The 21,032-nt window shown below is 63.2% G+C and carries 18 protein-coding genes and 1 pseudogene; 5 read left to right on the forward strand and 14 right to left on the reverse strand.

The genetic code is table 11. The annotated features are described in order from the left end of the window. Positions 1-135: 135 nt before the first annotated feature. The 9 genes from P7C00_RS28055 to P7C00_RS28095 form a co-directional block, all read right to left on the reverse strand. Entirely contained in the window at positions 136-1,473 is a 1,338-nt protein-coding gene (locus P7C00_RS28055; RefSeq protein ID WP_404937714.1) for a TolC family outer membrane protein, read from the reverse strand. After that, positions 1,470-2,819, reverse strand: coding sequence for an HlyD family type I secretion periplasmic adaptor subunit (locus P7C00_RS28060; RefSeq protein WP_404937715.1), 1,350 nt, complete (start codon positions 2,817-2,819; stop codon positions 1,470-1,472). The genes P7C00_RS28055 and P7C00_RS28060 overlap by 4 nt, the downstream gene beginning before the upstream one ends. Further along, on the reverse strand, positions 2,816-4,600 hold the full coding sequence (locus P7C00_RS28065) for a type I secretion system permease/ATPase (protein ID WP_404937716.1): 1,785 nt from the start codon (positions 4,598-4,600) through the stop codon (positions 2,816-2,818). The genes P7C00_RS28060 and P7C00_RS28065 overlap by 4 nt, the downstream gene beginning before the upstream one ends. Before the next feature lie 218 nt (positions 4,601-4,818). After that, complete coding sequence (locus P7C00_RS28070) at positions 4,819-5,436, reverse strand: heme acquisition protein HasA (RefSeq protein WP_346635957.1); 618 nt, start codon at positions 5,434-5,436, stop codon at positions 4,819-4,821. Positions 5,437-5,519: 83 nt separating this feature from the next. Further along, the gene (locus P7C00_RS28075) at positions 5,520-8,225 is read right to left on the reverse strand and encodes a TonB-dependent hemoglobin/transferrin/lactoferrin family receptor (RefSeq protein WP_404937717.1); all 2,706 of its coding nucleotides are present in this window, start codon (positions 8,223-8,225) and stop codon (positions 5,520-5,522) included. A gap of 131 nt (positions 8,226-8,356) precedes the next feature. Further along, entirely contained in the window at positions 8,357-9,370 is a 1,014-nt protein-coding gene (locus tag P7C00_RS28080; RefSeq protein WP_404937718.1) for a FecR family protein, read from the reverse strand. Between the two features lie 63 nt (positions 9,371-9,433). Then, a complete protein-coding gene (locus tag P7C00_RS28085) occupies positions 9,434-9,955 on the reverse strand; it encodes an RNA polymerase sigma factor (protein WP_346635954.1) in 522 nt (173 codons plus the stop codon). Positions 9,956-10,077: 122 nt separating this feature from the next. After that, entirely contained in the window at positions 10,078-10,524 is a 447-nt protein-coding gene (locus tag P7C00_RS28090) for a DUF2442 domain-containing protein (protein WP_404937719.1), read from the reverse strand. After that, positions 10,521-10,943: a DUF4160 domain-containing protein gene (locus tag P7C00_RS28095; RefSeq protein WP_404937720.1), complete on the reverse strand. Its 423-nt coding sequence runs from the start codon at positions 10,941-10,943 to the stop codon at positions 10,521-10,523. The genes P7C00_RS28090 and P7C00_RS28095 overlap by 4 nt, the downstream gene beginning before the upstream one ends. A gap of 341 nt (positions 10,944-11,284) precedes the next feature. Here P7C00_RS28095 and aroQ point away from each other — a divergent pair, with 341 nt between their 5' ends. Both aroQ and P7C00_RS28105 read left to right on the forward strand, forming a co-directional pair. After that, positions 11,285-11,734 carry a type II 3-dehydroquinate dehydratase gene (gene aroQ / locus P7C00_RS28100; RefSeq protein ID WP_346635951.1) on the forward strand — a complete coding sequence of 150 codons (450 nt, stop codon included), beginning with the start codon at positions 11,285-11,287 and terminating at the stop codon, positions 11,732-11,734. Further along, the gene (locus P7C00_RS28105; RefSeq protein WP_404937721.1) at positions 11,731-12,585 is read left to right on the forward strand and encodes a shikimate dehydrogenase; all 855 of its coding nucleotides are present in this window, start codon (positions 11,731-11,733) and stop codon (positions 12,583-12,585) included. Before aroQ ends, P7C00_RS28105 begins: the two co-directional genes overlap by 4 nt. A gap of 51 nt (positions 12,586-12,636) precedes the next feature. Here P7C00_RS28105 and P7C00_RS28110 read toward each other — a convergent pair whose 3' ends face one another. The 3 genes from P7C00_RS28110 to quiC all read right to left on the reverse strand — a co-directional run bounded on the left by P7C00_RS28110 (position 12,637) and on the right by quiC (position 15,650). Next, positions 12,637-12,861, reverse strand: coding sequence for a hypothetical protein (locus P7C00_RS28110; protein WP_123724434.1), 225 nt, complete (start codon positions 12,859-12,861; stop codon positions 12,637-12,639). A gap of 96 nt (positions 12,862-12,957) precedes the next feature. Then, positions 12,958-13,635, reverse strand: a complete 678-nt coding sequence (locus P7C00_RS28115; protein WP_346635949.1) for a TetR/AcrR family transcriptional regulator — start codon at positions 13,633-13,635, stop codon at positions 12,958-12,960. A 104-nt stretch (positions 13,636-13,739) separates the two neighbouring features. After that, a complete protein-coding gene (quiC, locus tag P7C00_RS28120) occupies positions 13,740-15,650 on the reverse strand; it encodes a 3-dehydroshikimate dehydratase QuiC (RefSeq protein ID WP_346635948.1) in 1,911 nt (636 codons plus the stop codon). A gap of 527 nt (positions 15,651-16,177) precedes the next feature. Between quiC and P7C00_RS28125 the strand changes: the two genes are divergently transcribed. The 3 genes and pseudogenes from P7C00_RS28125 (at position 16,178) to P7C00_RS28135 (ending at position 19,225) form a co-directional block, all read left to right on the forward strand. Next, positions 16,178-17,512, forward strand: coding sequence for an MFS transporter (locus tag P7C00_RS28125; RefSeq protein WP_102882294.1), 1,335 nt, complete (start codon positions 16,178-16,180; stop codon positions 17,510-17,512). 90 nt (positions 17,513-17,602) lie between these two features. Next, a pseudogene (locus P7C00_RS28130) lies at positions 17,603-18,370 on the forward strand (MCP four helix bundle domain-containing protein); the annotation flags it as partial. Between the two features lie 66 nt (positions 18,371-18,436). Next, entirely contained in the window at positions 18,437-19,225 is a 789-nt protein-coding gene (locus P7C00_RS28135; RefSeq protein ID WP_404940106.1) for a methyl-accepting chemotaxis protein, read from the forward strand. 6 nt (positions 19,226-19,231) lie between these two features. Here P7C00_RS28135 and P7C00_RS28140 read toward each other — a convergent pair whose 3' ends face one another. Both P7C00_RS28140 and P7C00_RS28145 read right to left on the reverse strand, forming a co-directional pair. Continuing rightward, on the reverse strand, positions 19,232-20,110 hold the full coding sequence (locus tag P7C00_RS28140) for a DMT family transporter (protein WP_346635946.1): 879 nt from the start codon (positions 20,108-20,110) through the stop codon (positions 19,232-19,234). A gap of 102 nt (positions 20,111-20,212) precedes the next feature. Continuing rightward, the gene (locus P7C00_RS28145) at positions 20,213-21,028 is read right to left on the reverse strand and encodes a sugar phosphate isomerase/epimerase (RefSeq protein ID WP_346635945.1); all 816 of its coding nucleotides are present in this window, start codon (positions 21,026-21,028) and stop codon (positions 20,213-20,215) included. Positions 21,029-21,032: the final 4 nt, after the last annotated feature.

Here is a 21,032-nt window from a genome sequence, read left to right on the forward strand (position 1 = left end):
TGTTGGCATTCTGCATCCCCCTGTAGGAGCCGGCTCGCCGGCGAAGAGACCCTTGAGACTGGCACCAATCCGGCCAACGCCTTCGCTGGCAAGCCAGCTCCTACGAGGGTGGATTTTGGTGTGGACAGCGGGGTTTCAGCCGACGGGGCGGAAGTAGCCGGCCAGTTGCTGAAGGTCCTGTTCATTGAGCAGGCCGGCGTAATACTTGAGCTGAATCCGCGCCAGCAGGTAGGCATGCCGGGCATCCGCCAGGTCGCGACGGGCGGTGAATAGCTGTTGTTCGGCATCCAGGACGTCGAGGTTGACCCGCTCGCCGCCATGCACACTTTTCTGGGTCGCGGTCACCAGGGTCTCGGCCGAGCTGACGGCCATTTCATAGGCGCGAACCTTGGCCGCTGCACTGGTGTTGAGGTTGAACTGCTTGCGCAGCTCGTTGAGGGTAGTGGCGGTCTTGGCGTCCAGTTCGAACTGCGCCTGGGACAGCTGACTGGCCGCCTGGCGGGTCGAGGCCGATACCGAACCACCGGCAAACAGCGGCAGGCTGACCTGGATACCCACGGTGTTGGTGTCGTACTTCTGGTTGTAGGAGCTCTCCGAATCAGAGCTGGTCTGGCGGCTGCTGGCGTACAAACTCACCTTGGGCAGGTGCCCGGCGCGCTTGCGCTCCACTTCATACTCCGCCACCCGCAGCGCTTGCTGCTGGGACGCCAGCTCCGGGTTGTTGGCCATGGCCAGGTCGCGCCAGCTGTCGAAGCGGTTGGGCAGCAGCGGCTGGATCTCGAACTGCCGGGTCAGCGGGTCCAGCTCGTCGATCTGCAAGGGCTCGCCAACGATGGCTTGCAGTTCGCGCAGGGCCGCATCCTGCTGGTCCTGGGCCTCGATCTCCTGCGCCAGGGCCAGGCTCAGCCGCGCCTGGGTCTCCAGCACATCGGTACGGGTGCCCTCGCCGCCTTTGAGCAGGCGTTCGTTGAGCTGCAAGCGTTCGGCGTAGGCACGCTTCTGTGCCCGGCTCAGTTCAATGCGCTCCTGAGCTAGCAGCGCCTGGCTGTAGGCACTGAGCAGGCGCACCGCCAGTTCCTGGCTCTTGCCACGAAAGCGTTCATCGGCGAACAGCGCCTGGGCCGAACCCTGGCGGTAGCGCGCATAGGCTTCGTAGTCGAGCAACGGCTGTTGCAGGGTCAGGGTCGAGGCGTAGCTGCGGTAGTCCCGGTCATTGGTGACATCACCGCGGACCGTCTCTTGGGTCACTTCGGACTGGTTGCGCGAATTGTTGTAGTTCCAGGACAGGTTCGGCAGCAGCCCGGCACGACCAATCACACGGTTCTCTTCCCCGGCATCGCGCTCCTTGATCGCGGCCTGGAAAGTCGGGTCGTTACGCAAGGCCAGATCGTAGGCATCGAGCAAACCCAGGGCCTGAACCGAAGGGCTGCACAACAGGCACAACACAGGCAGGTACCACCAGACTCGACTCATTCTTCCACCAACGCCATGTGAGTCCGGTCCAGCAGGGGCTTGAACAGGTAATTGAGCATCGAACGCTCGCCGGTACGGACGAAGGCTTCCACCGGCATCCCCGGACGTATCTGCAAGCCCTGCAACTGCTGCATGCCCTGGGCGCTGACCGTGGCCCGCAGGGTGTAGTAAGGCTCCTCGGTGCGCTCGTCCACTTGCCGGTCGGCGGACACCAGGGTCACCTCCCCCGGCACCCTCGGCGTGGTGCTCTGGTTAAAGGCCGAGAACATCAACTCCACCGCCAGCCCCGGGTGCACCTTGTCCACCAGTTGCACCGGCACCCGCGCCTCCACCAGCAGGGGTTCGTCCTGGGGCACGATGTCCATCAGCGGCTGGCCCGGCTTGATCACCCCGCCCTCGGTGTACACCTCCAGGCCCACCACCACCCCCGCAGCCGGGGCGCGCACCTGGCTGTTGGCCAGTTCGAATTCCGCGGAGGCCAGGCGATTGCGCAGGTCTTCAGTGCGAATCCGGGTATCGGCCAACTGGCTGCGCAGGTCCTTCTGAAAGTCCTCCGTGGACTGGCGGATGCGCAGTCGCAGTTCGAGGATCTGCCGCTGCAACTGGCCGATGCGGCCGAAGTCCTCGGCGATCGAGCCGTCGATCTGCGCGTACAAGCGCTCACTGTCCAGCAGGCGATTGCGTGGGATGTAGCCGTCCCGGGCCAGCTCCCGCAGCCCCTGCAACTGTTCGTTCAAGGCTTTGCGCTGCGCCAGCTTGCTGGCCTGGGAATCCCGGGTGCCGCGCAACTGCGCTTCGGACCCGGCAATGGTTTCGGCAATCCCCTGTTGCTCCATGCTCAGGGCCTGACGTCGGCTGCTGAATAACTGCCGTTGCAGGGCCAGGCTGGCAGCCACTTCCGGCTCTCCCGCCAGGGCCTGGAGCTGTGGATCGAAGACGATATCGCTGGCACCATCGCGCTCGGCATTGAGCCGTGCTTCGCTGGCCAGGGAACCCAGGTACTGGCTGCGCAAGGACTGCATCTGGGTGCGCAGGGGGGTCTCGTTGAGCCGTAACAGCACCTGCCCGGCACTGACCCGGTCGCCCTCCTTGACCTCGATCCGCTCGACGATACCGCCGCTCTGGTGCTGCACCGTCTTGCGATGGCCCGAGACCATGACCTTGCCCGACACCGCCACGCCCTTGTCCAGCGGCGCCAGGGCGGCCCAGCCGATGAACCCGGCAAAGCCTCCCAGCACCAGGAGCCAGCCGAGCCGTGAATACTTCCGGTCGTCCAGGGACAGTACATTGCTGGCGGCTGGCCCAGCGACCGACGCAACCGAGCCTGTGGATACACTCACCTTCATGCTTTTTTCCCTTCGCCGCCGGCCACGCCCAGGCGGTAATTCATATTCAGGCTGGTTACCGGATTGCTTACCGGGACCGCGGGTGGCGGCGCAGCCTTGGCCTTCTGGTTCGCCTCCAGCACCCGCGCCGTAGGGCCGAAAGCTTGCAGTTGGCCCTCGCGCAGGATCATCAGTTGGTCGGTCAGGGTCAGCACGTTGGGCTTGTGGGTGATCAGCACCAGGGTCCGCTGCCGTTGCTTGAGTTGGCTGATAGCCTGCAACAGCGCCTGTTCGCCGGCTTCATCGAGGTTGGAATTGGGTTCGTCGAGTACGATCAGCGCCGGCAGGCCGTACAACGCGCGCGCCAGGCCAATGCGCTGGCGCTGCCCACCGGACAGGCCGGCACCGCCCTCACCCAGGCGCGTGTCATACCCCTGGGGCAGTTGCAGGATCAGCTCATGCACCCCGGCCATCTGCGCGGCCTGCAGAACCTGATCCGAGTCCAGCGAGCCGAAACGCGCGATGTTCTCCGCAATGCTGCCGGCGAACAGCTGGATGTCCTGGGGCAGGTAACCGATATGCGGACCCAATTGCTGCTTGTCCCACTGGGCCAGGTCCGCGCCATCCAGGCGCACCTTTCCGGCCAGGGGCGTCCAAGCCCCCACCAGCAACCGGGCCAAGGTCGACTTGCCGCAACCAGAAGGGCCGATCACCCCCAGGACCTGGCCGGCCTCCAGGGTGAAACCGAGGTTGCTCAGGGCCGGGCGCCGGCTGCCGGGGGCACAGGCACTCAACTGCTCGACACTCAACTTGCCCTTGGGCGTCGGCAGGCTCATGCGCGCCGGCCGTGGCGGGTTGGCCTGCAACAGCTGCGACAGGCGCTCGTAGGCCAGACGCGCCGAGCTCCATTGCTTCCAGACCGCGATCAGTTGGTCGATGGGGCTGAGCACCCGGCCCATCAGGATCGAGCCTGCGATCATCATCCCCGGAGTGATCTGCCCCTGCACCGCCAGCCACGCGCCCAGGCCCAGCACCAGGGACTGCAAGGCCATGCGCACGCCCTTGGACCAGGCGCTGATGGTGGCGGTCTTTTCACTGGCCAGGTTCTGCTGGGCAAGAAAGCCCTGGTGGCCGACGAACCAGCGCTCGCGCAGGGCGCCGAGCATACCCATGGCTTCGATGGCGTCGGCGTTGCGCAGGTTGGCTGTGGCCTGCTGGCTGGTGATGATCGACAACTGGCTAGCCTGGGCCAGCGGCGCCTGGCAGATATGCTGGTTGATCCAGGCCAGCGCCACCAGCAACACCGCACCGGCCAGGGCCAGCAGGCCGAGCCAGGGGTGAAAGAGGAAGATCACCAGCAGGTAGACCGGGAACCAGGGCGCATCGAAGAACGCGAACAAGGCATTGCCGGTGGCAAACTGGCGCAGCGCGGTCAGGTCATTCAAGGCCTGGCCGGCGGCCTGGGGGCTTCCCTTGAGCTGGGCCTCGAAGGCGGCGTCATACACCCGCTGGTTCAGGCGCATGTCCATCTGGGTTCCAAGGTGGATCACCACCTGGCTGCGGACCCACTCCAACGCCCCCATCAGACCGAACAGGCCGAGGATCATCAGCGTCAGCATCAACAGGGTCATCTGATTGCCCGAGGCCAGCACTCGGTCGTAGACCTGCAGCATGTACAGGGCCGGGGCCAGCATCAGCAGATTGATCACCGCCGAGAACAGGCCAATGTTGAAAAAGCCGCCCTTGTAGGCCGTCAGGGCCGCCAGCGTCTCGGAAGCGGCAAGTGGATTCGGCCTGCTCATCAAGGTGTCCTGTGGAGAGTTTAGGGATACAGGGTCTTCCGCTCAGGCAGAGCGGAACGACAAGAGGCGCACCCCGTGCGTTGACAGGCACCACGGTGCTCCCCAGAATTTGCCACCGCCGCCGCCCTGGCCTTCGAAAACTCGGGCGACGGAGGTGAGTCAAGCCAGCGAATGGAGGAGCGATCCTGCATTCGCTTTTTTATGCCTCAAGCCGGCACTCAGGCGGCCAGTGCCCAGTCCTGGGCCACATCCTGCACACCCACCAGGCCGACATCGGCTGCAGCGGCGGCCGCTGGGGTGACGTGGGCAACACCGGCGGCGGCCAGGTCGTCGAAAGTGGAGTTCACCGACAGGCTTGGGTCGATCGCCTTGAGCAGGGCATCGATCTCGCCGGCCAGTGCCGAGCTGTCGCCGCTCATCAGGCCGTAGACCACCTTGTGCACTTCACCTGCACGACCTTCATCTTTCAGGCTGTTGAGGCCCAGGTTGGTGAAGCTGACTTCCTGAGTGACCAGGTTGTAGTTGGTGCCCGAACCACCGGCGAGGGTGTCGCCCAGGGAAACGCTGTCCAGCGAGCCCCACAGGGTATGGCTCGGGTTGCTGAACAGGGTGTAGTGCAGGTTGCCGTCGGCCACGAAAGCCGCGTCGCTGGCGGTGCTCTTGATGGCGTACTGGGTGCCGTCGAACGGACCCGGGTTGAAACCACCGGTATTGGTGCCATCAACCACTTGGCCTGGGCGGTGGTTGACATCGCCGAAGTAGGCCGACCAGTCAGTCAGGTATTGCGCAACAGTGTTACCGCCGTAGGTAGCGCTGTAAGAGATCGAAATGCTCATGCAAAACTCCAATACATTAGGTGGGTCATGTCCACAGCACGCCAGTGCCTGCTGCGGTTTTGCCCTTCAGTGGGCAAAAGCGGTCAAAACTGATATTCCACGGTGCCCTGCAAGGTGCGGCCACGGCCGAGGGTGAAGGCCAGGACATCCCCGAGGGGCACCAGATAGGCGCGGTCGGTGACGTTTTCCATGGCCAGGCGCAGGGTCAGTTCTTCAGTGGCGCGGTAGCTGCCATACAGGTCATAGACGGTGTAGGGCTTCCAGTCGGCCGGGTAGACGCCCGTTTGGCTCACGGTCCCGGTCGCCGAGCCGGCGATCGAGTAGCCGGCGCTGTAGCGGGCCCTGGCACCGATATCCAGTTTGCGTTCGAAAAAGCGCGCGCCCAGGGTCAGGGTGCCGCGGTCCATGGGCATGTGTTCGGCCGAGCCGAGGATCGCGGCATTACAACGGCTGGCATTGTTGGCCGCATCATCGGGACGCATGCCGGTGACGATCGCGCCACGCCCCGTGCCGTTCTTCACCGGCTGGGTCACTCCTCCCAACCAGGCGGTCTTCATGCAGAAATCGTTGTCGCCGATCATGTGGGTGTAATTCAACTGGCCGTAGGCGCGACCGGCGTCATAGTCGAGCTGGTACTCGACGCCCTTGAAACGGGTGCTGCTGAGGTCGTTGACGTAGGCGCTGTTACCGATGCCGGGCGAGCCGTAGCCAGGAGGCTGTACCCCCATGGCCATATAGATGAAGTCATCGACCCGGGTATCGAAATAGGCCACCTTGACCCCCAGGCGGTCATCGTTGAACCAGAGGTTTTCCTTGAAGATGTTGAATCCCGCTTCCCAGGTGGTGGAGCGCTCCGGCTTGAGAAAAGGATTGGGGAACGTGCTCTCCGAGCCTCCGCCATGGGGGCGACCGGTGATCATGGTTTCGGTCACCGCCGGTGGCCGCCAGCCCTTCCCATAGCTGGCGAACAGCTGCAACCACTCGACGCCGGGCTTGACCGACAGGCCGAAGGTCGGCGAGAAGCGCCCTTCCTGGTTATCGATGTCATAGGCCACCGGCACCGAGACCTGCTGGGGCGTCTTGCCGATCACGAAGGTGCGGGTGTTGATTCCGGTTTCGCCCCGCAGGCGGTAGCGGTCGTAACGCAAGCCGGCATTGAGATTCAACCAGCCGTCGTAGTCGAAATCCAGCCGCGTGAACAAGCTGCCCAGGGCTCGATCGCCCTCGGGGGTCATGCTCGCCGCAGGCGAGGCGCTGACTGCCGAGCCCTTGGGGACCGGCTGGCTGGAGTCGGGACGGACCTTGTCGTAGAAGAATTCCAGGCCGTAATTGGCCTTCAGCGTGGACAGCTCGCCCAGGGCAAAGGTCGAAGTGTTCTGCGCTTGGGCGCCATAGGTATCGGTCTGGTAGGTGATCGAGTAGCCAGGGCTGCTGCGGCGCGTCAGGGTGCTCTGGTCATTGCTGTTGTCGACGTAATAGAGCTTGGCCTTGAAGTCGATCAGCGGGTTGTCCGGGGTGTAGCTGTAGTCGAGGCCGAAGTTCTGCGAATGCACATCGCTGCTGCCGAGCTTTTCCCAGAGCTGCTCCTTGTTCTCGACGTTCATCATGTTGGCGTCGTCGTAGGACACCTCAGTGGTCAGGTAGCTCAGTTGCAGACGCTGGTCCTGGGGCAGGTTGAGCCCCAGCTTGACCAGGCGCGAGCGCATCACCGAAGCGGAATAGGCCACCTTGGAATTCTTCACCCGATCATTGATCGACGGGTCCATCCAGCTGCCGGTGCGCAATTCGCCGATGCCGCCCTTGGTCCCCGGTTTGTAGTCCCCCAGATGCCGTTCACTGGCGGCCAGCAGCATGTCCCAGACTTCTGTGCCGATGGCGAAGGCGGAGCTGCCGATGAAGTGAGTGCCGTTGCTGCGGCCGCCCAAGCCGGTGGTCAGGCGAATTCGGCCGCCAATCTCCTGGCCAGGCTTGAGCAGGTCGCGGGCCTCGATGGTGCGAAAGTTGGCGACCCCGCCAATCACTCCGGCCCCGCCCATGGTCGAGGTGGCGCCCTTCTCCACCACCACTTCGGAGAGCAGCTCAGGATCGACATAGAGCGTTCCGTTGCGCTGCTGGTGGCCGCTCTGCTGATAGTTCTGGCGCATGCCGTCCACCGACATGTTGACCCGACCATAGTCCTGGATGCCGCGGATGTTCACCGACACGCCCGGGTCCTGCTGGCTGACCGCCGAATACACGCCGGAAGTTTCCTCCAGCATCTCGGCTGCGTGCCGTGGTGGATTGCGATCAAGCTGCTCGCGACCGACCACGCTCACCGAGCGCGGCGCGTTGTATACCCAATCGCTCTGGCGGCCTTCGAGGCCGCCGGAAATCGTGGTGGGGGCCAAGGCCAGGGCGCCATCACGAACGGTTTCCACCCGGCTCAAGGTCACCTGGCGCTCGCCGGTAAAGCGGTATTCCACTGGCGCATTGCCCAGCAGCCGGGCCAGTCCTTCCTCGGCGCTGTAGCGGCCCTTGAGCGGTGAGCTGTGCAAGCCATGCAGACGCAGGCTGTCGAACAGTACCTGCACTCCGGCCTGCTCGGCAAAAGCCAGCACTGCACTGCCGAGGGCCTGGGCAGGGATATCGAAATCCAGTTCGCGTTGCTGCTGAGCACTCTGCGGGGCTGTGCCCACAGGCTCTGCCGCGTGCAGCAAACCGGCTCCCGCCAACAGCCCTGCTACGCCCAAGTGAATGGCCAGGGCCAAACGACTTGCGGCGTGAATTCCAGTGCGACTGCCTACCCTCATGTTCCGTATTCCTGCGCTGGCTACTTTTGTGCATGCGAATGCATCTCAATTAGCTAGACGTGCCAGGCAGGAAAACTCAGTAAGGTTTTTTCAATTATTTTTCACCGAAGGGGAAAAAAGGCCCACAGGCCTCAATAAATCAGGCTGACGCCGGCCAGGTCGAAACGGCGCACCTGCAACTCCTGAGTCAGGGTGACCAGGGCCGCGTCGAGCATGTCCAGGCGGAATACGCCGCTGACCTGACGCTGGGCCAGGGCACTGTCAGTCAGCACCACCCGCCCGGGTCGATAGCGATTAAGGCGCTCCACCACCACGCCCAGGGGCTGGCGGTCGAACACCAGGACTCCGCGCCGCCAACTGGTGGCCCGCTGCAGGTCAAGCCCATCGAGTGCCACCACCCCCGACTGCGGGTCATAGCGTGCACTCTGCCCCTCCTGCACAACCCGCTCGGAAGTGCCACGCTGCGCTGGGGCATCCAGGCTCACCGCGACACTGTGCTGCAACACACCGACCCAGGCTTGTTGATCGCTCTCGCGCCCGACCACAAAACGAGTGCCCAGGGCTCGGGTCTGGCCGCCGGCACTCTGCACGATAATAGGTCGCTTCTCCTCACCGACCATGGGCGCCACATCAAACACCGCGGAGCCGGCCAGCAATTGGATCTGACGCTTGTCGCCGCTGTAATCCAGGCGAATGGCGCTGCCCGAGTCCAGTTCCACTTTGCTGCCATCGGCCAGTTGCACGGTGCGCACCTCGCCCTTGCCGGTCAGGTAGTCGGCCTGCAGGTACAGCAGTGCCTGCGGCCCTTGCAGCCAGCCCAGAAAAACCGCCAGAACCAGCATGGCCGCACTGGCTGCCCGCACCAGTCCGCGTCGACGCCGCAGGCGCTGCAGTGCAGGCACGGGTCGCCCCGTCCGGCGCCGTGGCGGGGCCGTGGCCGCCAGCTCGGGGTCCAGGCGCAGCTCTCCCAGGGCATCCCAGGTCTGCCGGGCAAACGCCAGAGCTTGGGGGTGGCGTGGGTCGGCGGCCTGCCACTGGGCAAGTGCTGCCTGCTCGGCGGGGTTCAGCGTTCCCGCCTGCAAACGCACCGCCCAGTCGGCGGCGGCCTCGGTGATACTGCGCTCTTGCGGACCCTGGCTATTCACGTGTGAATCTCGATTTCTCGTTATATATAAGCAGTGACGTCTGACCCCGACTTTTACCGTAACTCACTCGTCGACCGGCCGACCGTCGGTAGCCTGCAGACGTTGCATCACGTACGCCAGCGCCCGGGACAGGTGCTTTTGCACCGAGCTGTCGGAGATATTCAGGTGCCGGGCCACCTCGGCGTGGGTCATGCCTTCGATACGGTTCAGGCGAAAGATTTCCTGGGTGCGCGCAGGCAGTTCCATGATCGCCTGTTTCAGTGCCTTGCGCTGTTGTTGCGCCATCGCCTGAGCCTCCAACCCGGCCGACTCATCCTCGATGTCGGCCAGCACTTCATGGGGCACGGTCTCGGTCTTGCGCCGCGCCTCCTGACGTACATGGTCGATCAGCAGGTTGTTCGCCGTGCGGTAGAGATAGCCCTGGGAGTTGTCGATTCGCTCACCGCGCGTTTGCTCGGCCAGCCGCAGAAAACTCTCCTGCACCAGATCTGCGGCCAACTGCGGGTCCCGTACCTTGCGCGCCAGGTAACCACGCAAGGTCGCGGCATGCTTGAGAAACAGTCCCTTGAGATCCACGTCCGACAAACCGACTCCCTGGAACATGAAGGAAATTGCCGGGCATCTTACGGTCAGTCGAGAATGATTTTCAATTGATATCAGTATTCATTAGCGAACGGTTACGGCAGTTGCGAGCCGCTCTCCAGGACCTAGGCTGGCACCTCGACCTTGCGCGGCCGGCCGCCCTTCTTGCCGTTCAGGCGTGCCGCCCGAGCCTTGGCCGCGCTGCTTTGCCGACCGTTACGGGACGTGACCAACTGGGTCGCCAGTTTCATCAGCGGCTTGCTGGCGGACAGCAGTCCGATAATCGACAGTTGCAGATCCACGGCTTCATGGCACACCGCCGTGGCGGAAAAGCCCAACTGCAGTTGCTGCAATTGGGTGTCGCTCAGCGCCGCCAGCTCCGGATAGTTTTCCACTGGTAAATGAATCGAGCTGCCATCGGCAAAGCCCAGGCACAGGCAGCCGGCCCCATAGCTCAAGGTGCTGACTTGCAAACCCGCTTCATGACGAGCCTCACCGCGTTCGATTGCTTGATCCAGCAACGCCTGGGTCAAGGGCACATCGACGGGCACCGCTGCCTTGACGACTCTCATAGTTCGATCTCCACTCCTTGCGCCGCGCCCAGCAGGGTCAGGCGAGTCAGGTTTCGTTGTTCCTCGTAGTGCGCCGACTCAATCAGGTAAACCGTGCAGCCGGTGCTTGAACGTTCAACCACAGCATTCGCTTGCCAATCCCACAACTGATGCTCAAGGCACAAGGTATGCAACTTGCTCCACCAGATACGCCGTGCCAGATGCACCCGTTGCTTCAAGGCCTGGCGCAGTCCCTCAAGAACTGCCAGGGCTGGACGGCGACCATGGGGGACAACATCCCAGAGCTCGACGCCGTTGTGCCAGAAGCTGAATCGAAAACGGGCACTCCAACGACCGCCATCCACATGCACATGAGGTGGGCAATGTTCGTCACGCAACATGACGACGACCGCATAGCCCTTGTAAACGAACACTTTCATGCTAACCCATCCGTTAGGTTATTGAGTCCAAAGACTCGTGTTTCCATAATTAATCCGACCACCGGCCTGAAAGGGCAGCAGTGAGTTGACCTACTTGAGGTTAGTCACGGTGAAGGCCAGGAAGGCGTCCGGGCGGCCGCAAAGTCGTCAGCATTTATTGCCGGGCAAAGCCTCGCCACGGCCATCGCCAATAACAGCGTTCGATTATCGAACACTTAATCACCCTTCCCGGCCTCCCCTCTCGGCCATCAATTGACCAAATTAACCAGTTAGTACAATTTAACTCCCCAGTGCCTCGTACCCTCTCCCGAGGCTGACAATAACAACGGAGATCTACCCCCATGCGTCCTATCGTTCTGGTGCTTAACGGCCCGAACCTGAACCTGCTCGGCACCCGTGAACCCGCCACTTATGGCCACGAAACCCTGGCTGATGTCTCTGCCTTGTGCGGCCGTGCCGCCGAGGAACTCGGCCTGGCCGTGGAGTTTCGCCAGACCAACCACGAAGGCGAATTGCTGGATTGGATTCACGCCGCCCGCGGCCGTTGCTCCGGCATCGTGATCAACCCCGCCGCCTGGACCCACACGTCGGTGGCGATCCGCGATGCGCTGGTGGCCAGTGAACTGCCGGTGATCGAAGTGCATCTGTCCAACGTCCATGCCCGCGAACCGTTCCGCCATCACTCCTTTGTCTCGGGTATTGCCCTGGCGGTGATGTGCGGCTTTGGCAGCCACGGCTATCGCCTGGCCCTTCAACACTTCAGCCTGCGGTTCAAGGAGCAAGGCGCATGACCATCCACACTGGCGTTCTGGCCGGGCTGATTGGCGCCGGCATCCAGGCTTCGCGCACCCCGGCCCTGCATGAACACGAAGGCGACGCGCAGAACCTGCGCTACCTCTATCGACTGATCGACCTGGATCAACTGGGACTCGACAGCAGCGCCCTGCCCGATCTGCTCAAGGCCGCCGAGCGGATGAACTTCACCGGCCTGAACATCACCTTTCCCTGCAAGCAGAGCATTCTGCCGCTGCTGGACGAACTGTCCCCCGAGGCTCGCGGCATTGGCGCGGTCAACACGGTAGTACTCAAGGACGGCAAGCGGGTCGGCCACAACACCGACTGCCTGGGGTTTGCCGAAGGATTCCGGCGCGGCCTGCAAGGTGTGGCCAGGCGGCACGTGGTGCAGATGGGGGCAGGCGGCGCCGGAGCGGCAGTGGCCCACGCCCTGCTCAGCGAAGGCGTGGAACAACTGAGTATTTTCGATGTGGAGCAGCAGCGGGCGCAAAGCCTGGCGGACAACCTCAACCAGCATTTCGGCGCCGCTCGGGCCAAGGCCGGAGGCGACCTGCCCAGCACCCTGGCGAGCGCCGACGGCCTGGTCAACACCACGCCCATGGGCATGGCGAAGTTGCCGGGCATGCCGGTGCCAGTGGAACTGCTGCGAGCGGATCTGTGGGTGGCCGAAATCGTCTACTTCCCGCTGGAAACCGAGCTGCTGCGCAATGCCCGTGCCCTGGGTTGCCGGACCCTGGATGGCGGCACCATGGCCGTGTTCCAGGCGGTCAAGGCGTTCGAGCTGTTCAGCGGACGCAGCGCCGACCCGCAACGCATGCTGGCGCATTTCCAGAACATGAATGGCTGACGCGCCAGTGCCTGTAGCCGCTCGCCCTGGCAGCGGCTACAGGCACTGCGTTTATTCGGACTTGAGCTGCAAGCGTGAGAGCAAGCCGATCAGCAGCACGTTGAAGAGGATCATCAGCAGGCTGCCAAGGATGCCCACCAGATTGATCACCGAGCTCGGCAACCAGTCGAATACGCTGAACCCGGTCAGGGACAGCAGGCGCTCACCGAACCAGAACGTGTCGACGACGATCATCAGAATCAGAATGATTTTAAGCGTTGGGACGGGGTTACCCATGGTGCTTTCCTTGTCGTGTGGGGTGGATCAGGAACGGGGTTGGTGGCGATCTTACGGGCGCTTTCGCTGGCAAGCCAGCTCCTACGACAGTGGGGGTCAGGCTTGCAAGTAGCGCAGCACCGACTCGCAGATCATTTCCCGGTGCCGCTGCTTGATGCTTTCGTCCGGCAGATCGATCTGGAAGATCTCGCCAAAGGTGTGGCGGTTCGACACCCGATAGAAGCAGAACGAGCTGATCAGCAAATGCACATCCAGCGGGTCCAGACCGCTACGGAACACACCTTCACGTGCACCACGCTCAAGGATCTCGCCCAGGGCATGGAGGATGGTGTTGTTCATCGCCTTGATCACGCCGGACTGCTTCACGTACTCGGCCTTGTGGATATTCTCGATGCTGACGATGCGCACGAAATCGACATTGCGGTCGTGGTGATCGAAGGTGAACTCCACCAACCGGCGAATCGCTTCCCGCGGCGCCAGCTCGGCAAGATGCAGGCGGCTCTCGGTGCTGCGGATATCGCCGTAGAGTTTTTCCAGGACTTCGACGTACAGCTGCTCCTTGCTGCCGAAGTAGTAATAGATCATGCGCTTGGAGGTATGGATGCGCTCGGCGATCGCATCCACCCGCGCACCGGAAAGTCCCTGCTGGACGAACTCGACAATGGCTTCTTGAAGGATGTTCTCGCGGGTCTTTTCCGGGTTGTTCTTGCGACTCTTGCGCGGTTCGAGAGTTGGCTCATCGGGCGCAATCGAGCGTTCACTGGTCATTGTCATTCTGGGCTCACGGCCATCACTGCACACGCGGGCGATTATGGGCCGCGTCCTGTCGCGAAAGAAAGTACAGAGGCGGTGGATTGCCGCCTCCGGTTACCAATCCGCTACAACTTGGCCTGACGCACCGCGCCACTGCGCGACTTGGCCATGGCCGCCAGGCGCACCGCGACGTTGGCCGCACCATAGCCGGCGTAGCCGTTCTTGCGCTGAATGATCTCGAAGAAGAACCGCCCTTCGAACGGTTCGGTGTAGACGTGAAACAGCTCGCCACCCTGGACGTCGCGGTCATACAAAACGTTGTAGTACGCCAGCTCGCTGAGGAACTCATCATCGAAATCAAAACGCGCCGCCAGGTCGTCGTAGTAGTTGAGGGGGATATCCAGCAGCGGCACCCCGGCCTCTTTGGCGCGACTGACCTCGGCGAAGATGTCGTCGCAGTCGAAGGCGATGTGATGCACCCCCGAGCCACGATAGCTGGACAGTGCATGGGAGATCGCAGTGTTGCGGTTCTCCGAGATGTTCAGCGGCAAGCGGATCGAACTGCAACGACTGCGCAAGGCGCGGCTTTTCACCAGGCCATAGGGATCGGGCAGCACCACCTCATCATCGGCCTCGAAGTCCAGCAGGCTCTTGTAGAACAGCGCCCAACTGTCGAGGCTGTCCGCCGGCAGGGCCATGGCCATGTGGTCGATCCGCTTGAGGCCACCCTTGGCCTGCACATCGTCACGCATGTTGAAGTCGGTGTCGTACAGGTGCTGGCCGCCCTGCTGCTGGTCCACCAGATAGATCAGGCTACCGTCGGGTTCACGCACCGCCGCCAGTTCCAGCTCGTTGGGGCCTACAAGCCCGCGATAAGGCTGGCCCTTGTAGGCCACCGCCCGCTCCAGGGCCTTGGCGCTGTCCTTGACCCGGATGGCCGTGGCGCACACCGACGGGCCGTGGGCCTCGAAGAAGCTGTGGGCAAAGGAATAAGGCTCGGAGTTGAGGATCAGGTTGATATCCCCCTGGCGCATCAGGCTGACACTTTTGGAACGGTGCTGGCCGGCCTTGGCAAACCCCAGGCGCTCCAGCCAGCTACCCAGCTTGGCTCCCAGGGCTTCGTCCACGGCGAACTCGAGGAATTCGGTGCCGCCATAGGCTTCCACCGCCGGCGGGGCAAACAGGATGTCGAGGTTGGCCACCGGCTGCGCCTCCTGCAGCAGGCGCTCGCGGGTCTTCTCCTCCAGGTACAGCAAGGAGCGTAGGCCGTCAGCGGCATTGGCCCGCGGCGGAGCGGCGCGAAAGCCGTCGTTGAAGATTTCCAGGGACAGCGGCCCGGTGTAGCCGCTCTTGATGATCGGTGCCAAAAAGCCCGGCAGGTCGAATTCGCCCTGGCCCGGGAAGCAGCGGAAATGCCGGCTCCACTCCAGCACATCCATGGCCAGGATCGGCGCGTCGGCCATCTGCACGAAGAAGATCTTGTCCCCCGGAATCTCGGCAATCGCCGCCGGGTCGCCCTTGAGCGACAGGGTATGGAAGCTGTCCAGCAACACCCCGAGGCTTGGGTGATCGGCGCTACGCACGATGTCCCAGACCTGTTGATAAGTGTTCACGTGGCGGCCCCAGGCCAGGGCTTCATAGCCGATGCGCAAACCGCGTACTGCAGCCCGTTCGGCCAACAGGTGCAAATCGTCGATGAGGATCTGCCGGTCTCCCAGGCTGTCCGCCTGGGCATTGCTGCACACCAGCACCAGGTCGGTACCCAGTTCCTGCATCAGGTCGAACTTGCGCTCGGCACGTTCCAGGTTGCGCGACAGGCGTTCGCGGCGGCAGCCCTCGAAGTCCCGGAATGGCTGAAACAGGGTGATGGCAATCCCCAGGTCGGCGCACATCTGTCTAATTTCCCGGGGGCTGCCGTCGTAGTAGAGGAGGTCGTTCTCGAAAATCTCCACCCCATCGAATCCGGCGGCGGCAATGGCTTCGAGTTTTTCCGGCAGGGTACCGCTCAAGGAAACGGTGGCAATGGAACGCTGCATGATTCAACTCCCGGGGAATGACGGCCGGTTGCGCCCGAGCCTTTTATTCGATGTTGCGGATTATTCCACAGCGTGATTTAAAGTGTACGAACCAGTTAGTTTTGTGTTCGATTATCGAACACAAAGCCGCTTGGCGAATTGACGATTTTTCAGCCACTGCGCACCATCGACAGCACATTGAGCCGCCCCAAAAAACCGTGGCTTCAATCACCCAGACCCAGAACACACCATAAAAATTTCAAAAATCGGGTACATCCTCATGCTTGCACTCAACGCCCCGCACTGCTGCACATCCCTTTGGCTCGCGCCTGGAACGGCCTCAATCGGCACCCTGGATCACGACCCGCTACAACCCTGAGCGGATCGTCGTACCTGTAGTGTTCGCCGGCCCGGCATCAACGGCACGACGAACCTAACCAGCCGATCAATCACCCAGTCCCAGGCGCTCATGCCTTCGCTGACGATTGATCACGCGCCCTTGAGTTCCAACGAGCCCTGGCTCGTCAGTCACTGAACGGATGGCCTACATGATTCCTTCCCAAAGCTCTCGCATCGCCCCGAGCCTCAGCGTTGCCGGCGGCATCGGCGACAAGATCCGCGGCGCCATGGCCGTCGGCAAGACCCGCTGGGGCATGCTTGCCCTGGTGTTCTTCGCCACCACCTTGAACTACATCGATCGCGCCGCACTGGGCGTGATGCAGCCGATCCTGGCCAAGGAAATGAACTGGACGGCGATGGACTACGCCAACATCAACTTCTGGTTCCAGGTCGGTTATGCCGTGGGCTTCGTGCTGCAAGGGCGACTGATCGACCGAGTCGGAGTGAAACGGGTGTTCTTCTTCGCCGTGCTGCTGTGGAGCCTGGCTACCGGCGCCCATGGCCTGGCCACTTCGGCGGCAGGCTTCATGGTTTGCCGCTTCATTCTCGGGCTCACTGAAGCCGCCAACTACCCGGCCTGCGTGAAGACCACGCGCCTGTGGTTCCCGGCCGGCGAACGCGCGGTGGCCACCGGCATCTTCAACGCCGGGACCAACGTCGGCGCGATGTTCACCCCCATGCTGCTGCCCTTGATCCTTCACGCCTGGGGCTGGCAAGCGGCGTTCCTGTGCATGGCGGCACTGGGCGGTGTGTGGCTGCTGTTCTGGGGCCTGAAGTACTTCAACCCGGAAGATCACCCCAGCGTCAAAGCCTCGGAGCTGGCCTACATCCAGCAACAGGTGGAGCCCGAGCCGACCCGCGTACCCTTCAGCCGCATCCTGCGCATGCGCGGCACCTGGGCCTTCGCCCTGGCCTACTCGCTGACCGCGCCGGTGTTCTGGTTCTACCTGTACTGGCTGCCACCGTTCCTCAACCAGCAGTACAACCTGGGGATCAACGTCACCCAGATGGGCATCCCGCTGATCATCATCTACCTGACCGCCGACTTCGGCAGCGTCGGTGGCGGCATCCTCTCCTCGTTCCTGATCGGACGTGGCATGAACCCGATCAAGGCGCGGCTGCTGTCGATGTTCCTGTTCGCCTGCTGCATCATCGGCGTGATCATGGCCGCCGGCACCGCCAACCTGTGGCTGGCCGTGTTCGCCATCTCCCTGGGGATCGGTGCCCACCAGGCCTGGACCGCCAACATCTGGAGCCTGGTGATGGACTACACGCCCAAGCACATGATGAGCACCGTGTTCGGCTTTGGCGGGATGTGCGCGGCCATCGGCGGCATGTTCATGACCCAGATCGTCGGCCACATCCTCACCGTCACCAACAACAACTACACCCTGTTGTTCACCCTGATCCCGGCCATGTACTTCATCGCCCTGACCTGGATGTACTTCATGGCCCCCCGCAAGATTCCGCACGTAGAAGACTGATGCTCCTTTCACGCAGGCCCGCTCCGGGCCTGCGTTTTTTTATCTGTTCCCCCTCCCCTCTTTGGTTTTTCCACACTCGGAGATCGTCCCATGACGCTGGGTAACCTGAGCATCGCCAAACGCGCCGTGATCAGCTTCGGCGTGATTGCCCTGCTGGTTCTGCTGCAGGGGCTGTTCGCCCTCAAGCAAGTGGCCGAGGTCCGCGCCACCGGCCAGCACACCGAAAACATTTCCCTGCCCAGCACCCGCTACCTGGGGGAAGTGCGCGACTATGTGTTGAGCATCCGCGTGCTGAGCCTGCGCATGGCCCTCAACCGTGAACCGAAAGTGCTGGAAAGCACCATCGCCCGCCTGCACCAAGTGCAAGCCTGGCTCGACCAGGCCCTGGCCAAGTTCGCGCCGCTGGTGGGCGATCACAACCGAGTGCAATACGAGACATTCCTCGCCACGGTAAAGAGCTACCAACAGTCCCTGGCCCAGTATGAAGCCCTGTCCCAGGACAACCGCAGCGCCGAGATGACCGCCCTGCTCAACGGCAAGATCCAGGATTACTCGACCCAGACCGGCGATCAGTTCGCCGAACTGATGAACCTGACTGCCGAGGAAGTCAGCCAGTCGGCGCAGCATGCCGACGCGCTGTACACCCAGGTCAAAGTCACGGTAATCGGCGCCCTGCTGGCCGTCGCCCTGCTGACCCTGTGCCTGGCCTGGCTGTTGATTCGCAGCATCGTCGTGCCCATCCGCCAAGCCGTGGGCGTGGCCGAGCAAGTGGCCGCCGGCGATCTCAGCCGGCCGATCCACAGCGAGGGCAGCGATGAAACCGCGCGCCTGCTCAAGGCCCTGGCCAGCATGCAAGCCAGCCTGCGTGAAACCCTGCAACTGATCAGCAGCACCTCGACCCAACTGGCCGCTGCCGCGCAACAGATGAGCCAGAGCACCCATCAGGACTCCAGCCGCCTGCAGCAGCAACACAACGAAATCGAGCAAGCAGCCACAGCCGTCAACGAGATGACCGTGGCCGTCGAGGAAGTGGCGCGCAACGCGGTGTCTACCTCCGACACCACCCGCCAGTCCACCGCCCAGGCCACCCAGGGGCAGACCCGGGTGATCGAGACCCTGGATTCGATCCAGGCCATGAGCAGCGATGTCGGCACCGCTCTGCAGCAAGTGCAGACCCTGGCCGAGCAGTCACGGGAAATCGGCAAGGTGCTGGACGTGATCCGCGCCATTGCCGAACAGACCAACCTGCTGGCCCTGAACGCCGCCATCGAGGCCGCGCGGGCTGGGGAAGCCGGCCGTGGTTTTGCCGTGGTGGCCGATGAAGTGCGGGCCCTGGCCCATCGCACCCAGCAGTCGACCCAGGAAATCGAACAGATGATCGGCCGGGTCCAGGGCGACACCGACAGCGTGGTGCAGTCCATGCACGGCAACAGTCAGCGGGTGGCCCAGACCCTGTCCCTCGCCGAACAGGCCGGGCTGGCCCTGGGGCAAATCACCCGGGCCATGGAGCAGATCCACGAGCGCAACCTGGTGATCGCCAGTGCCTCGGAAGAACAGGCCCAGGTAGCCCGGGAAGTGGACCGCAACCTGCTGAACATCCGCGACCTGTCCCTGGAAAGCGCCGACGCCGCCACCCGCACCAACGCCACCAGCCAGGAGCTGTCGCACTTGGCGGCGGGGCTGCAGAACCTGGTGGTGCGCTTCCGTTTCTGAGTCGTCTCAGCGGCGGCGCTGCTGCCAGGCCGCCGCCAGTCCGCTGAAGCAGATCACGGCGATGCCCAACTGGGTGATCAGCGGCGGCGTATGGCCGAACAGCAGCCAGCCCAGCAGCCCGGCAAAGACGATCTGGCAGTAACCAAAGGGCGCCAACAGGGCCGGCGCCGCATGGCGAAAGGCCTGGGTCAGGAACAGGTGGGCACTCATGCCGCAAGCCCCCAGCGCCAGCATCAACAGGCCATGGACCAAGCCCGGGGTCTGCCAGAAGAACGGCACCAGCGCGCTCATTACCAGGGTGTTGCACAGCCCGGCGAAGAAGTTGCTAGTGGTGGGGCTGTCATGTTCGGCGAGCTTGCGGGTCAACAGTTGATAGAAACAGAAGAACAGCGCCGAGCAGAACGGCAGCAACACCGCCGGCGTGAAAAGCTCGCCCCCCGGATGCACGATGATCAGCACCCCGATGAAACCGCAGATCACCGCCAGCCATTGGCCGCGCGTCACCTGCTCGCCCAGCAAGGGCACCGACAACGCGGTGACCAGCACCGGCGCCAGGAAGTTGACCGCCGTGGCCTCGGCCAGGGGGATGAACAGCAGCGCCGAGGTGAACAGCAGGCTGGTGCTCAACAGGCACAAGGCCCGGGCCAACTGCAGTAGCGGGCGCTTGCTGCGCAGCACGCGCAAGCCCGATTGCGGCAGGAAGATCCCGGCCATCAGCAAGGTATGGATCAGGTAACGGGCCCAGACCACCATGATCACCGGGAAGAACCCCGAGAGGTATTTGGACAGGGCATCGTGGCTGGCGAACAGAAAGGTCGCCAAGACGATCAGCAGGATGCCCTTGAAGGGGTGATTGGTCCCGGAAAGGGGCGTGCTGAGAGTCATGGGCATTCCTTGGGGGTGATTGAAGACACAGCTTCGCCGGCAAGCCGGCTCCCAGCGGATATTTGTAGGAGCCGGCTTGCCGGCGAAAAGGCCAGCGCCGCTTCAGATCCGAGCCAGCAACTCCCGGGTTCTATCCAGTGCCATCTGCGCTCGCTGCAAGGCACTCACACCCTGCTCCAGCAACTGCACCGTGGGAATTTCCAGACTCAGGGGCAGGTTCTCCGGCAGGCACCTGAGCAGCCCCGCCAGATCACAATCGCCTTCCCCCGGAAAGCGCCGCTCGTTACGGGCCTGGCGCAGGATCTCTTGCATATCGGCAGGACAGGGCCCGGCGACATCGCACAACTGTGCATAACGCAGGCGCGCCGGATCAACCTTGGCCAGGTCCTCCAGGCGCGATCCCGAGCGATCGAAGTGGAAGGCATCCACCAGCACACAGCCATTGTCACAGCCGGCGTTTTCCACCACCCGCACCGCCTGTTCCAGGTTGCGCGCATCGGTCCAGGGCATGAACTCCAGATGGGGATGCAGTCCGTACTGCTGCGCCAGATCGCACAAGGCGGCAAAGTTGTCGGTCATGCGCGCCTCATCGGGATCATTGCCCGCCACCAGCAATTCGCTGGCGGCAAACTCGGCGCCCACCGCCAGCACCGCCTCGAAGTCGCTGATCCGGGTCTGCGGCTTGAGCCGCAGGATCTCCACATCCAGCACCCGAACGCCGGTATCGCGCAGGCGATCCCGGGTTTGCCGGCGCAAGCCGGCATCGGCCACCAGCGGGAAATGATGTTCTTCCGGGGTCGCCGGCACCAGCCGCAAGCCCACATGGCTGTAGCCGGCACGGGCCGCCACTTCCACCATCTCGGGCGGAGACAGCTCCAGCACGGTCAGGCTGGCCAGGGAAAAAATCCGCTCACTCATCAGT

The organism is Pseudomonas sp. JDS08PS003 (genome assembly GCF_045013505.1).
Lineage (GTDB): Bacteria > Pseudomonadota > Gammaproteobacteria > Pseudomonadales > Pseudomonadaceae > Aquipseudomonas > Aquipseudomonas protegens_B.